At 55.3% G+C, this 13,968-nt stretch carries 9 protein-coding genes; 5 read left to right on the top strand and 4 right to left on the bottom strand.

Features of this window, described 5'->3' with window-relative positions; genetic code table 11:
- Positions 1-39: 39 nt before the first annotated feature.
- From CGZ80_RS04745 to CGZ80_RS04735, 3 genes are all read right to left on the bottom strand, one after another.
- Positions 40-528 carry an SRPBCC family protein gene (locus CGZ80_RS04745; protein WP_094411895.1) on the bottom strand — a complete coding sequence of 163 codons (489 nt, stop codon included), beginning with the start codon at positions 526-528 and terminating at the stop codon, positions 40-42.
- A 142-nt stretch (positions 529-670) separates the two neighbouring features.
- Positions 671-2,665, bottom strand: coding sequence for an RNA polymerase sigma factor (locus CGZ80_RS04740; protein ID WP_158222556.1), 1,995 nt, complete (start codon positions 2,663-2,665; stop codon positions 671-673).
- 80 nt (positions 2,666-2,745) lie between these two features.
- Positions 2,746-4,014 carry an LbtU family siderophore porin gene (locus CGZ80_RS04735; RefSeq protein ID WP_094411891.1) on the bottom strand — a complete coding sequence of 423 codons (1,269 nt, stop codon included), beginning with the start codon at positions 4,012-4,014 and terminating at the stop codon, positions 2,746-2,748.
- 303 nt (positions 4,015-4,317) lie between these two features.
- On the opposite strand from CGZ80_RS04735, the gene CGZ80_RS04730 reads away from it, so the two are divergent.
- The 3 genes from CGZ80_RS04730 (at position 4,318) to CGZ80_RS04720 (ending at position 11,511) form a co-directional block, all read left to right on the top strand.
- Positions 4,318-7,764 (top strand): amidohydrolase family protein, encoded by a 3,447-nt coding sequence (locus CGZ80_RS04730; protein ID WP_094411889.1) that lies wholly within the window; start codon positions 4,318-4,320, stop codon positions 7,762-7,764.
- Between the two features lie 141 nt (positions 7,765-7,905).
- Positions 7,906-10,857, top strand: a complete 2,952-nt coding sequence (locus CGZ80_RS04725) for a PQQ-dependent sugar dehydrogenase (RefSeq protein WP_094411887.1) — start codon at positions 7,906-7,908, stop codon at positions 10,855-10,857.
- A gap of 72 nt (positions 10,858-10,929) precedes the next feature.
- Positions 10,930-11,511: a hypothetical protein gene (locus CGZ80_RS04720; RefSeq protein WP_094411885.1), complete on the top strand. Its 582-nt coding sequence runs from the start codon at positions 10,930-10,932 to the stop codon at positions 11,509-11,511.
- Between the two features lie 9 nt (positions 11,512-11,520).
- Here the strand turns inward: CGZ80_RS04720 and CGZ80_RS04715 are convergent, their stop codons facing one another.
- Positions 11,521-12,003: a MarR family winged helix-turn-helix transcriptional regulator gene (locus CGZ80_RS04715; RefSeq protein ID WP_094411883.1), complete on the bottom strand. Its 483-nt coding sequence runs from the start codon at positions 12,001-12,003 to the stop codon at positions 11,521-11,523.
- 245 nt (positions 12,004-12,248) lie between these two features.
- Between CGZ80_RS04715 and CGZ80_RS04710 the strand changes: the two genes are divergently transcribed.
- Positions 12,249-13,112: a class I SAM-dependent methyltransferase gene (locus CGZ80_RS04710; protein WP_198953628.1), complete on the top strand. Its 864-nt coding sequence runs from the start codon at positions 12,249-12,251 to the stop codon at positions 13,110-13,112.
- Positions 13,109-13,942, top strand: a complete 834-nt coding sequence (locus CGZ80_RS04705; RefSeq protein ID WP_094411881.1) for an SAM-dependent methyltransferase — start codon at positions 13,109-13,111, stop codon at positions 13,940-13,942. The genes CGZ80_RS04710 and CGZ80_RS04705 overlap by 4 nt, the downstream gene beginning before the upstream one ends.
- Positions 13,943-13,968: the final 26 nt, after the last annotated feature.

Genomic DNA, 13,968 nt, shown 5'->3' with positions numbered 1-13,968 from the left:
CACTTGCCTTGATTGACCATGATTCCGGAATGAACGCTGTTAACTTTCCGCGGACTCTGATCCGTCTGGAATTTCGGGTTCGACGAGATTCGCCAATTGCTGAAGCGACTCTTGCCATCCCAGATAACACATTTCAACCGGAATCATTTCCGGAATGCCTGATTGAACGATCTTCAGCTCTGTCCCACACATGACAGGGCTGAACTCGACTTCCACTTCTAAAACACCTGGCAAGTTGGGGTCATCGAATTCGTCGTTGTAGCGAAGCCGTTCATTGGGGACGATTTCCAAGAATTCGACGGTGAAGGAATGGGTTGCTCCTTTGCCAAAGTTCACGAACGACATTCGATACTTGCCACCGACCTTGCACTCGAATTCGTGCATTTTGCCAACGAATCCATACGGCGGCACCCACCGCACCAGTGCATCGGGGTCAACGAACGCCTTGAAAACACGTTCAGCCGGTGCGCGAAAGACTCGTTGTAGTCGGACGGTGTTGCCTACCGTAGCAGTCGCAGATTCACTCATCGTTTTCACTATCTCAGTTGGAGCTTTTAAATCGACTTTGGCGAGTCATCTGCTCGCCAAGCACTGTCTGGTCGAACGGCTTACGTCCAAATCGACAGTTGATTTAAAAACAAAAGAAAACGATTGGTGGTGACGAAAATCCCTAGTTCATGAACCCACCAGCACCACCGAAACCGCCTCCAAAGCCGCCTCCAAAGCCGCTGGCAGGATTACCGAACCTTGCCGGAGTTGACTTGTGTGCTCCCGTATCTTTCGACTGCGGATGGAACGAGTTGGACCGCAGGGTGTCAATCAGCGACTCGATCTGTCGGTGAATATCGTAGGTCTGGTTGACGATAATCGAGGGCCGTTCGCCGGGACCAATCCCTATTGTTCCCCGGCCACCGAGTGCCTCCCATTGGTCCGGTTTGATCGTCGTTTGGATCAATTGGGTCAACGAGTCGAAATTACCATCGAGCGCCAAACCTTCAAGCCAGTAGATTCGGCTCAGTAGCGATTCCTCGGCTCCTTCCATGGTCGTCACTAGCAACACGTTGTTTCTCACCGTCAATTCAAGATCATAACTCCGAAGGGTCATCTGAATTGCGTCATAGGCGGCGACTTCGCCACCCAAGCTATAGTTCACCGGAAAATCATCATCGACACCGATGTCATCCAACGCGCGATGATCGATCATCAAGTTGACCCCCAGCGATTCGTGAAGCTGTGAGACGACTTGTCGAAGTGGTGACTCGATAAACTGAAGCTTCAGCGACTCGGATAGTTTTTCTGTAAAAAGTCGCATCGTTTCATCGTCAACGCTCAGCCAGCGGTCAGTACCAATGCCTAGATGAACCAATTGGCTGGGGTTCGCCGTGATGACGATACCTTCGTTCTCGATCGTGGCTTTCATCCCAAGCGGATCCAATAGCTTTCTCAGCGAGGTTCGCAGCGGTTCTTGGCTACTGTCAAAGTTCAACATTTGCTCGGGCGACAGCTTTGCAAACGCCAACGCTCGTTTGTCAAGCAAGACAGGCAAGCCGAGTTGTTGTTGCAGTTCATCAGCCAAAGACTCGACCGTTCCATCGATAGAGACGTCGCTGACTCGATCCAACTCGCCCTTCAAGCGGATTGCGAGTTCACTTACTTCTGGGTCATCGACTTTTTCAACTTTCGCAACGGATCCTTGCTTCGTTTTCACCGACGACAGATCCGCAGGTTTAACAGCTGGAAATTGAACGGCAGCAGCTTCCGAGTCGGCGTCCGCCTTTTGCGCCATCACAACATCGACCGTGTCGCCGCCCGAAGCACCGACAAGCCCTTCGGCCGGCCCCATGAGTAACACGCCGATCGCACCGGCTATCGCTGCACCACACCCTAAGTTCCACGGCGACATGAGATTTCTTCCATTGACGAGAAGCGGATTGAGAAGACTTTCTGAAAGAGGCGGAGACGGTGGTATTGATGACGATTCAAGCATGCCCAGTAATTGACTGGCTGCCGATGCCGCCTCCACACTCGACACCTGCGTTGTCATGCTGGCCGAAATCGCGATCAATGGGACCACTCCACGGCGACGTAGGCGATCGGCAAGCATTTTTTTGCCGCGTTGCAATCGTCCCCGTATCGTCCCAACGGTGGTTTGAAACCGTTCCGCCATCGTTTCGATCGGGTCGCCCTGATAGACCTGCATGACCAACACCGCGCGGTACCGCTCAGGCATCGCGGCAAGCTCTTCGTCCAAGATGATCGCTTCATGTCGGGCCGCGATTTCATCTAAAGGATTGTCAATCACCACCATCTCACCAAGACTTTCGTCGGGTTCGGACATGTGAGCGGTTCGATTCAGCGTTGCGACCGCTGATCGCTGGGCGACGCGGTGCAACCAACCCGCCAAGCGATCGGCGTGGCGGATCTTTGCACTGTTTTTCGCCAGCAACAAAAACGTTGTTTGGTACGCATCTTCCGCATCGGAAACGCAGCGACACTTTCGCCGACAAACGCTAAGCACCATCACGCTGTAACGATTTACCAATGTCGCGAACGCCTCCGCCAACTGGTCTCGCGTCCAGGCGTCGAGCAGTTCAGCGTCACTTGCGGATGCGAATCGGCAAGTGGCTATAGCGTTCAATACGGTCGTTTCGTCGCACTTATTCATGGTTCGTACCATGTTAGTGCAGCGGATCGGACCGCCGGCGCGCTAGAAATCGTCAGAATAGAAAAATCGCCACAGTGACCTTAGAGCACGATCGTCATGCCAAGCACCAAACTGTTCTGCACCACGTCGCGGTCGCTCACCGAAGTCAAATCGATCAGCGGGGCGAAACCTAAACTGCGGACATATTCCGCGGAGAATGTCGCGTTCGGTCCCAGCGTAAGCCCCATTCCCATCGCAAACTGGCGATTGAATTCGAACTCCGTTCCCGACTCACCTTGCCGACCGTCGCTCCAGCTGACCGCATAACGTGTTGGCCAACGCATGAACTTGGCATCGTATGCCGCTTCGGTTCGGTAGGCGCTTACTGGATAGTCGGTCACCGGCCAGTCACCTGTCGTTGACACGTATTCAGCTTGTAAAGTCAGGTTGCCCAACGTCAGCTCGCCATTCACATCCCAAGCATGGTTGTACGGTCCGAATGTGTTGGCGTCCAAATGCTCTGCGACATTTCCATCATAAATCGTGCCCATCAAAAACCCGGTGCCCAACCGCCATCCGATCTGTTGGTCGCCGCCGCTAACAATCATGTTGGCGGCAAAGTTATTGATCTTGCCTTTCGATTCCGAATCCGCCAGTCGAACACCGCGTCCACCGTTGATCCCTGTCACGGTCGCACTAAAGTTGTCGGTGTGATACCCAACGCCGACGCCTTCATGCAGCGCCGCAAAGTAGTGCCAAACGACTGACTGGCTGAACGGCAACAACGTCCCCATATCGCCAAACGAAACGTTCTTCTTTCCCAAAAACACATACCAAGGCGTCAGCGTCGGATCGCCAAAAACGGCATAGGCCTGACGAACTTGCAGGCTGCCTTGTTTGAAATCGGGAAACGTGAACACATCCGAAAACAACAGTTCGCCGTAACCGCTGATCCAAGGATTCACATAAGCCGCCATCCCCGCATTGGCCTGCAACAGCCGCGCGTCGCTCGCCGACTTGCCAGTGAAGTCCGCTGGGAATCGCCCCAGATAGCTGAACTTGTTTTCGCGGTTGGTTGTCGCCGCCAACAGGCTTAGCCGAGCCTGCCCACCGACCAACAACACCGGTTTGCCCGGCCAATCCGTATTCTCATCCCGGAGCAGCAATTGCTTTTCCGTTTGGTGATTTTGAAAGTCCAACAGATGGCGAAACAGTTCGGTATCGAGCTGGACGAAAGACGATTGGTTGGACGTCGGTGACGAGATCCAAACCGGCATCTGGTCATCGTCATAGCTCGCGGCCAACCCAACACTGTTCGCCAGCAATGCCAATCCCAATACGAACGCCATCCACCCTGTCGTTTGTCCCATCACCGATCACCGCCCCAATTGGCCATCCGAACTGGGGGAATACAAGCAATCCCCCTTCACATCACAGGCCAGCACTGTCAGACGACGACACCGGCACACTCGGCGTTATCGTCAAACTCAACCGCATCGGTGCAGTTTGTCTTTCGTGAAACATTTGGATATGAAACTAAGCTAAGGGAACGCTCGCAATCATTGCGTCACTTCGCCAGTTTGAATCGCGTGACCTGCGTTTCCGGGCCTTATCCGGCCAACTACGATACGTCTGCTACGCCTATTTGCACCGTTTTCCAAGGGAAAGGATTTATGTCGCTCAGTTGCTTGAGGACCGTTGCCCGTTTGGCTCTCGCCACTTGGCTGCTGCCGTGCAGCCTGTTGTTGGCGGACGTTCCACCAGCCGATGAAACCAAGGCCGATCCCCCTCAAGAGACCAAATCGAAATCTTGGGATATCGAATCTCCTCCCGGGAAAGCGTCCAGCCAAACGATTGATGTCACCGAAGGCACCTGGATGAACTTGGATGTCAGCCCCGACGGCAAAGTCATCGTGTTTGACTTGTTGGGCGACATCTACTCCATGCCACTCGAAGGCGACGAAGTTCGCACACCCAAGCGATTGACCTCCGGTATCTGCTGGGACATGCAACCACGATTCAGCCCCGATGGCCAATGGATCGCTTTCACCAGCGACCGTACCGGCAAGAACGAACGGGCCGGCGACAACATCTGGGTGATGCGTGCCGACGGCACCGACGCGCGACAAGTCTCCAACGAAACGTTTCGTTTGCTGAACGGTCCGGCATGGTCACCTGATGGCGACTACATCATTGCGCGAAAACACTTTACCGGTCGGCGTTCACTCGGCTCCGGCGAAATCTGGATGTATCACCGAGCGGCCAAAAGCGCCGCCGCGATGAACGGCGTTCAACTGACGTCGAAACCCAACGAACAAAAAGACGTCAACGAGCCGATTTACTCACCCGACGGCAAATACGTCTATTACTCCCAAGACACGACTCCGGGTGACACGTTTCAGTACGACAAAGACTCGCACGGCCAGATCTACACGATCAAACGCCTGAACCTCGAAGACGGTGACACCGAAGCCTTCGTTACTGGCCCCGGTGGTGCATGCCGCCCGACCCCATCACACGATGGCAAAACGCTCGCTTTCGTCCGTCGCGTCGGAGCCAAAACCGCACTGCATGTGCTGGACTTGAAATCGGGTGCCGTCCGTATGGTTTACGACGAACTCGAGCGCGACATGCAAGAAGCTTGGGCGATCCACGGCGTTTACTCTTGCATGGCCTGGACACCGGACGACAAAGCCATCGTGACGTGGGCCAAAGGTCAGATCCGACGGATCGACATCGAATCCGGCGAAGCCACCGTGATCCCGTTTCACATCGTTGACGAACGAGAGATCCGCGACGCCGTTCGCTTCAACGTCGAAGTTTCACCGGAACGCTTCCCTGTCAAAATGCTGCGTTGGGTCAGCCAATCGCCTAGCGGTGACCAAGTCCTCTACCAAGCACTTGGCAAAATCTGGCTGAAACAGTTGCCCGATGGCGAACCACGTCGCTTGACCGAACAAACCGATCACTTGGAGTTCTACCCTAGTTTTTCTCGTGACGGCAAATACGTCGTTTACTCCACGTGGCACGATAAAGACCTCGGTTCGATCCGTGTTGCCGCCGTTGACCCAAACAGCGACGAATCATGGACGGTCACCCAAGATCCCGGCCATTACCTGCAGCCCGTTTTCTCACCCGACGGACAATCAATCGTCTACACCAAATCGGGTGACGGATACTTGCGTTCGCCGCTTTGGTCGCGTGAGCCAGGCATGTACAGCGTCGCCGCTCGCGGTGGCGAACCGACCTTGATCACCAACTCTGGCGAGACCCCACAGTTCGCCGAAAGCAGCGATCGCGTTTACTTCCTGCAGACGTCCCGCAATTCCAACGCCGACAACTTGCAACTCTGCTCGATCGGCTTGGATGGTAAAGACAAACGCGAACACCTGAAAAGCACCTGGGGCACGACGTTCCAGATTTCACCCGACGGCAACTGGGCCGCCTTCATCGAACGCTTCAACGTCTACGTCACTCCGCTGGTCAACGCGGGCAAAGCGATCGACATTGGCCCGAACGGATCCGCCATCCCGGTTGCAAAAGTCAGCGAGCAAGCGGGTGACTGGTGCCACTTCTCTGGCGATAGCAGCCAATTGTTGTGGACACTCGGACCAACCCTCTACAGCAAACCGCTCGACAAAGCATTCGCGTTCTTGAACGGCGACCAGCCGGAAACTGAACCGACGAAGACGGAGTCGACAGAAGAAGAAAGCACCGAAGAGGAAAAACCGGAAAGCTCCGTTTCCGAACTTGCGATCGGATTCGAAGCCAAAACCGCAGCGCCCGACACGGCCTTCGCATTTGTCGGGGCGAAGATCGTCACCATGGGCGAACAAGGCGTGATCAACCCTGGGACGATCGTCGTTCGCGGAAATCGCATCGAAGCGATCGGTGCCAAAGGCGAAGTCAACATTCCAGACGACGCAACCGTGGTTCCAACTCCCGGCATGGTCATCCTGCCAGGCCTGATCGACGTGCACGCTCACGGCCCGATGTCCAGCGACGGCATCACGCCTCAGCAAAACTGGGTGAACTACGCGCGATTGGCGTTTGGCATCACGACCGCGCATGACCCATCGAACGATACCGGTGGAACGTTCTCCGCGATCGAAATGATTCGTGCGGGTGAGACTCTCGGCCCACGTACGTTTTCGACCGGGACGATTTTGTATGGTGCCGCCGGTGCCTTCAAAGCAGAAATCGAAAACCTGGAAGACGCCAAGTTCCACCTCGCACGGATGAAAGCCGCTGGTGCGTTCAGCGTCAAAAGCTACAACCAACCGCGTCGCGATCAACGACAACAAGTCCTTGCTGCCGCACGCGAATTGGAAATGATGGTCGTCCCCGAAGGCGGTTCGACGTTCATGCACAACATGACGATGATCGTCGACGGACACACCGGCATCGAACACACGCTTCCGGTTCAAACTGCCTATGACGACGTCTATGACCTCTGGCGTGGAACCAGCGTCGGCTACACCCCAACGCTGTGCGTGGCCTATGGCGGGATCTCTGGTGAACGCTATTGGTACGAAGTCGACGACTTGTTCCGACACGAGCGTTTGAACCGCTTCCTGCCGCCACACAAGTTGCACCCCCAGTCACACCGCCGCCAAAAAGCACCGCTGGAAGATTACAACCACATTCGTGTTGCTGAAATCGCCAAGCAAGTCGTTGAAGACGGTGGCATGGTCCAGGCCGGCGGTCACGGCCAATTGAATGGAATCGACACCCACTGGGAACTGTGGAGCTTCGTCCAAGGTGGAATGACACCGATGCAATCGCTCGCTTGCGGAACGATCAACGGTGCAAAGTACCTGGGACTCGACGCTGACATCGGCTCGCTCGAAACCGGTAAGCTCGCCGACTTGATCGTGATCGAACGTGGCTTCGATCCGACCGAAGAGATCCGTCACACCGAAAAAGTCGACTTGGTGATGATCAACGGTCGCTTGTTCCGAGCCGGCACGATGCAAGAAATCGGCGGCCAGCAACAGCCCGCGCCCGATTTCTTCTTCAGCGATGGACAGTCAATGACCGCGCCGATCATGTCACGATTGCGTGGTTGCGAGTGCAGTCGTCCGGGTGGCCTTCCCGACTGGATGATCCAGACCCGATAGAAGCAGAAAGACGCTCCGATTGGATAAGGCGACGAACCGAAGGCTTCGTCGCCTTGTGAGCCTGACTTCGAACGAAGCGTCACAACGTTTCTGATAAACTATTCCGGTGATTCACTTCGCTATGCCGGGAGTCAGGAAACAATGCGTGCCGCGTGTTTGCGTTCAATCGTTGGACTTGCTGTCCTTCTGCATGGCGTTGCCGGCGTCTTCGTTAACTCGTTGCTCGCCGAAGATCCTCCACAGCGTGCGACGCCCTGGCGTTCTTCTCGCGTCCACGGCACTCCGGAACCACCGCTGCCTTATAAAGCCACGCGGGTCTTCAAGAACGTCAAGCTCGATCACCCGACTGACATTGCCTGGCTTCCAGACGCTCAACGCTGGATCGCGACGCAACAGAACGGCCCGATCGTCTCTTTTTCGAACGATCCAAACACCGCCGAGCTGACCAAGGTGCTGGACCTCAACGACTGCCATCGGCAGCCGGTGGGTCAGACACTGACGACTCTGTTTCATCACGACCTCGAACGGTTCCCTTGGTGCTTCGTTTGCTACACCTACAACGGTAGCGAAGAACGTGGAACCAAGGTCGCTCGATTTAAAGTCATTGATCCAACGGTCCCCACCGTCGATCCCCAAAGTCGTCAAGTATTGGTCCAGTGGCAACCGACCGGCCACACCGGCAGTTCGATGCAATTCGGACCTGACGGCATGCTGTATGTTTCCGTTGGTGACACGCAAGCGCCATACCCGCCTGACGCCGAAGAAACCGGACAGGACCTGAGTGATCTGGAAGCGTCCATCTTGCGCATCGATGTCGACCTTCCCGAAGGCGATGTGACTTATCGTATCCCCGCCGACAATCCGTTTGTCGGCGTACCGAATGCCCGCGGCGAAATCTGGTCGTTCGGTCTCCGCAATCCCTGGAAGATCGCCTTCAACCCGGACAATGGCGACCTGCTGGCAGCAGACGTCGGTTGGGAAATGCGTGAGATGATCCACCGAGTCACGCGTGGTCGGAATCACGGTTGGAGCCTGATGGAAGGCAGCCAGGTTGTCAAACAAGGACGCCAGCCACGTGTACCGATCACCCCGCCATTGTTTGAACACACGCACCTCGATTCGCGTTCGATCACCGGTGGTCATTTCTGGCAAAGCGATCGACTGCCCGAACTAAAAGGCGCGTACATCTATGGCGACTGGATGACCGGCAAGGTTTGGGCACTCAAATCGGATGGTGACACAGTCCTTTGGCAGAAAGAACTGCTCGACACGTCACTGCAAATCGTTTGCTTCATGCTCGATCCCTCTGGCGAAGTGCTTTTGGTCGGATTCGACGGCACCATAATGCGGCTCGATCCCAACGATGCCGTCAATCACCCCGAAGCGTTTCCCAAACGACTCAGCCAGACGGGTTTGTTTGACGATGTCGTCGCACAGCAACCTTCGTCGGGTGTGATCGAATACCAAATCAACGCGTCACACTGGGCCGACGGCACACATTCCAGACAATGGATCGGAGTCCCCAACGATGAGCAATTGGGGCTGTACGACTATGACGATTGGCAACGGCCGATCGTCAGCGGACGGTTCCAATTTCCGATTGATACCGTCGTCGCCAAAACGGTCAGCTACTATCGCGACCCAAATGACAAGTCAACGATAACGCATTTGGAAACACAGATCCTGCATCTGCCGGATGATGAATGGCGGGCATACAACTATGTCTGGAACGCCGATCAGACCGACGCAATCCTGCAAGATGACATCGCAAGCGAAACCAAGCTGCAAATTATTGACTCCGATTCACCAGGCGGAAGTCGCACACAAACTTGGCGACACGCCAGTCGCAGCGAATGCCTGCTCTGTCATATCTGGGCTGGTGGCACCGTCCAAGGATTTTGGCTCCCTCAATTGAACCTTGTCGATCACGGCGAAAATCAACTGGACCGGCTCTACGACAAAGGCTACTTCCAAAACAAATTCGATTGGCCCGACGCGATCGCATCACCACACGATACCTCGCAATCACTTACACGGCGTGCCCGATCGTATTTGTCGCTCAACTGTTCGTCATGCCATCGGCCGCAAGGCGGCGGCACCGCGAACTTCAATTTCGATATCACCAAAACCTTGCAAACGAACAACTTCGTCAATGAGATTCCTGCGCAGGGCAACTTTGGGATCGACGACGCTCGCGTGATCGCGCCTGGTGATCCGTATCGCAGTATTCTGCTCTACCGCATTCTGAAGTCAGGACGTGGCCACATGCCACAATTCGGATCGAGGGTAACAGACATCGACGGGGTCCGATTACTGCACGACTGGACCGTCTCAATGGCAAAATCCAATAGGGAATTCCAATGGAAGACTGTTGAAGCAAGACTTGAAGATTCATCGGACCTTGCCGCAGAAGCCAACCGCTATCTCGACACCCCACAACATGCACTCGCCCTGTCATTGGCTGTTGGCCTTGGAAAACTTCCCCAACCGACACGCGACCAAATCATCCAACTGGCACTCACCAGCGACGACTCGCTGACCCGAGACCTGTTCGAACCGTATCTGCCGGAACAGCAACGCACACAGCGACTCGGCCCTGACATCGATCCACAAACGCTGCTCGCCATCGAAGGCTCCAGCGACCGCGGGCGCCAGTTGTTCGAAGAATCCAGAGACATCAACTGTCGCTCCTGCCACCGCATCGGATCCGTCGGAAAACTTGTCGGTCCCGACCTAACCGGTATCGCCGCCAATCAGTCACCACTGGAAATCTTGACCAGTATTTTGCAACCCTCCGCGAAGATCGAGGCGAAGTTTCGTTCGCAACAGATCCTGACCGCCGATGGCCAAATCATCGTCGGAATCGTGACCGCAAACACCAGCGATTCGATCACCTTGGTTGACTCCTCAGGCAAGCCACATGTTGTCGATCACAACGAAATCGAACGTTCGCAACCAGCAGAAAAATCCGCAATGCCCGACCAATTACTTTCGGGTATGACCGCATCGCAAGCGGCCGATCTGCTGGCGTATTTGATCAGTACTTCCCCGCCGGATGCCGGGGCCGAGGGAGTTTCACGCGGTCCGGAATGATCTGGACGCCACCCGCGCGAATATTGAACAATCCGGTTTGACGGACGGTTGAGTGGAGCAAGGAGAAACACCGTGGCTGAAGGCGAAGAACGCAAATCGAAGTGGGCCGACCTACGCGACCTGTTTGCCGCGACACGTGAGGCAATGATCGTGGCGGCGATGGTTTTGCTGATCATCGCCCCAAGCTTCGTCAAGTCACAACTCGAACGCGCCGGCATCTCCTCTTTCGCCGGCGTCGAATTCGGTATCGAAGACGTCTTTGATGCGAGCGAACAAGTTGCCGTCGCCGAAGCCGAAGTGGCCAAACTTTCCGAACAACTGGCCAGCGTCCAAGCGAAGCTGGACCTAATGACATCCACTGGCCGATCCGCAAGGCCCGAAGAGATTCGCGAGCTCGCTTCTGCAGTCAGCTCGTTGAAAACACACGCCAAATCGGTCGACCATTCGCTCTCCAAAACGACCAGCAAGATCGGCCGAGTCATCGACCTGATGCCGCCAGAACAACTGCGTGCCTTGTCGAAACAGAACGCCAACAGGGCGGACGAAAAAGACCTCAGCCTGGATGAGACCGCATTGGAAGAGCCTCCCATCCAAGCGGCGCAGCTTCTCGGATTCCCCATCCCCCCGTCGCTATCCCAGCCCCTATCGCGGTAGGACAGCTCTTCAAGCTCCTTCCGTCAGGTCACCTGGCATCAGGTGAGGCGACGCATCGAGATCGCCCGCATCCATCAGCGTCGCAACCCTTTGCAACGTCGACAAAATCTGCAAACGTTCCCATTCCTCCAGCCGACTAAGCGCGACACGGAACTCGTCTTGCAGTAACGATGGCGAGGCTGCCAACGTTTGCTTACCGAGCTCGGTGATATCAAATGTCACCGAACGTCGATCACTCTCGTTTCGTTCTCGCTGAACGAGCCCGCGTGACTCCAAACGCTTCAACACCCCGGTGATCGTCGGTTGGCTCAAGTGAACCGAACGCGCCAAGGCACTCGGAGCGACGGGCCCCAAACGCGACGTCTCCTGCAACACCGCTAGCTGTGGTCCCGTTAAGCCGTGCCCTTGTACCAATCGACGTGAATGCAGATCCACCGCGCGGATGATTTGCCGAATTGCGGCAACGATCTGATCTTCATGACTCAGGTCCATACGGAATCACGGGTCTTGGGGGGGGAGAATTTCGGGATGGGGATCAGGAGTGGCAAACGAGTGAAACACCTTCTCCAAATGTTTAGCAAAATCGGTGTGAAGATTGACCCCCTGGCCGGGGAAACGGTGGGCAACAATGCTTCCAGCTGAAACGATCCCCCAATCTAAAACTTTCAACAGAAAGCATTTTCTGTTACGTTCCAAGGGTCTCATTTTCAACCAGACACCGAAAACACGGCAATTACGTGGATAAACACGAAACTTCGAGCTCACTCCTGAAGTACCAAGACCAAGACTATGGTTTGAGTCCAAAAGAAGTGAGAGACACGAATCAATACACTGACGAGTACGTCCGAGGCTTTGTCGAAAAGTGGGATGAACTGATCGACTGGGAGCAACGCTGGGAATCCGAAGGCGAGTTTTTCATTGAGGAACTGCGAAGCCGAGGCGTCAAGCGAGTTCTGGACGTCGCAACCGGGACGGGATTCCATTCGGTACGTCTGATTGAAGCCGGGTTTGACGTCGTTAGCGTCGATGGCAGTCCCTACATGCTTTCGCGGGCCTTCGAGAATGCACGCAAACGAGGACATGTCCTACGCACAAACCAAGCGGACTGGAGGTGGCTCAATCGCGACTGCGACGGCCGCTTCGATGCCGTGATCTGCTTGGGAAATTCTTTTACACACCTGTTCAACGAAGTCGACCGCCGAAAAGCGTTGGCTGAGTTCTACTCGGCGCTGGTCTATGACGGCATGTTGATTCTCGATCAACGCAACTATGACTCGATCATCGATCATGGCTTCAGTTCCCAGCACAAGTATTACTACTGCGGGGAAAAGGTGTCTGCGGCTCCTGAACACGTCGACGAAGGGCTTGCGCGTTTTCGCTATGAATTCGCAGACGGCTCGGTCTACCACCTCAACATGTATCCGCTTCGCAAAGAATACACCCGGCGATTGATCAAAGAAGCGGGCTTCCCCACCGTGCAGACATACGGCGATTTCATGGAAACGTACCAGGAATCCGATCCAGACTTTTTCATCCATGTCGCCGAAAAAAAATACGTTTGCCCCAACGACGAAAACAACAACGAGGGTGAAAACGAATGAGTTCCTCAGAACAAGCCACAACGATTGCTCGTGACTACTACAACAGCACAGACGCCGACCGTTTCTATGCCAGCGTTTGGGGCGGCGAAGACATCCATGTCGGGATGTATCGCGATGCGAACGAACCGATCCGTGACGCCAGTCACCGCACGGTACGTTATCTATGCGAACGCCTTAGCAACCTGAACGCGAACAGCCGTGTCCTTGACATCGGTTCCGGATATGGCGGCGCCGCGCGTCACTTGGCACAAACCTACGGCTGCCACGTCACCTGCCTGAACCTTTCTGATGTCGAAAACGAACGCAACCGCGAGTTGAACGAACAAGCCGGACTCACCGACCAAATCGATGTCCTTGATGGAAGGTTCGAATCCGTTCCCTGCGACGACGCCTCTTTCGATATTCTCTGGTCTCAAGACGCGATCCTGCATTCCGGTGATCGACAACAAGTCTTCCAAGAAGTTCATCGAATCCTGCGTCATACGGGTCTGTTCGTGATGACCGACCCGATGAAGTCTGACACCTGCCCGCAAGAGGTGTTGCAGCCGATTCTCGATCGACTGCACCTCAGCGACCTGAGCTCTCCGGCAACCTACCAAGGCTACGCCGCCGAACTGGGGTGGATCGACCGCGGTTTCCATCAACGCACCGAAGACCTTGTACGACACTACTCGAACGTCTTGCGGCGCACCTCCGAATTGGAACCAGACCTACAACAGGAGATTTCGCCCGAGTACATCACGCGCATGAAGCGTGGGTTGCAATACTGGATTGATGGCGGCTCCAACGGACATCTGACGTGGGGCGTTTTCTTGTTCGAGAAACCGTAACGCCGACGTCAATCTCTCGACCTCTT

The sequence above is a fragment of the Rhodopirellula sp. MGV genome, assembly GCF_002251265.1.
In the GTDB taxonomy this organism is placed as follows: Bacteria; Planctomycetota; Planctomycetia; order Pirellulales; family Pirellulaceae; genus Stieleria; species Stieleria baltica_A.
This window is presented reverse-complemented; position numbering and strand designations above follow the sequence as displayed.

Excerpts from the sequence above, each read along its gene's own strand:
- CGZ80_RS04745 (WP_094411895.1), bottom strand. The coding sequence starts at position 528 with ATGAGTGAATCTGCGACTGCTACGGTAGGCAACACCGTCCGACTACAA.
- CGZ80_RS04740 (WP_158222556.1), bottom strand. The coding sequence starts at position 2,665 with ATGAATAAGTGCGACGAAACGACCGTATTGAACGCTATAGCCACTTGC.
- CGZ80_RS04735 (WP_094411891.1), bottom strand. The coding sequence starts at position 4,014 with ATGGGACAAACGACAGGGTGGATGGCGTTCGTATTGGGATTGGCATTG.
- CGZ80_RS04730 (WP_094411889.1), top strand. The coding sequence starts at position 4,318 with ATGTCGCTCAGTTGCTTGAGGACCGTTGCCCGTTTGGCTCTCGCCACT.
- CGZ80_RS04725 (WP_094411887.1), top strand. The coding sequence starts at position 7,906 with ATGCGTGCCGCGTGTTTGCGTTCAATCGTTGGACTTGCTGTCCTTCTG.
- CGZ80_RS04715 (WP_094411883.1), bottom strand. The coding sequence starts at position 12,003 with ATGGACCTGAGTCATGAAGATCAGATCGTTGCCGCAATTCGGCAAATC.
- CGZ80_RS04705 (WP_094411881.1), top strand. The coding sequence starts at position 13,109 with ATGAGTTCCTCAGAACAAGCCACAACGATTGCTCGTGACTACTACAAC.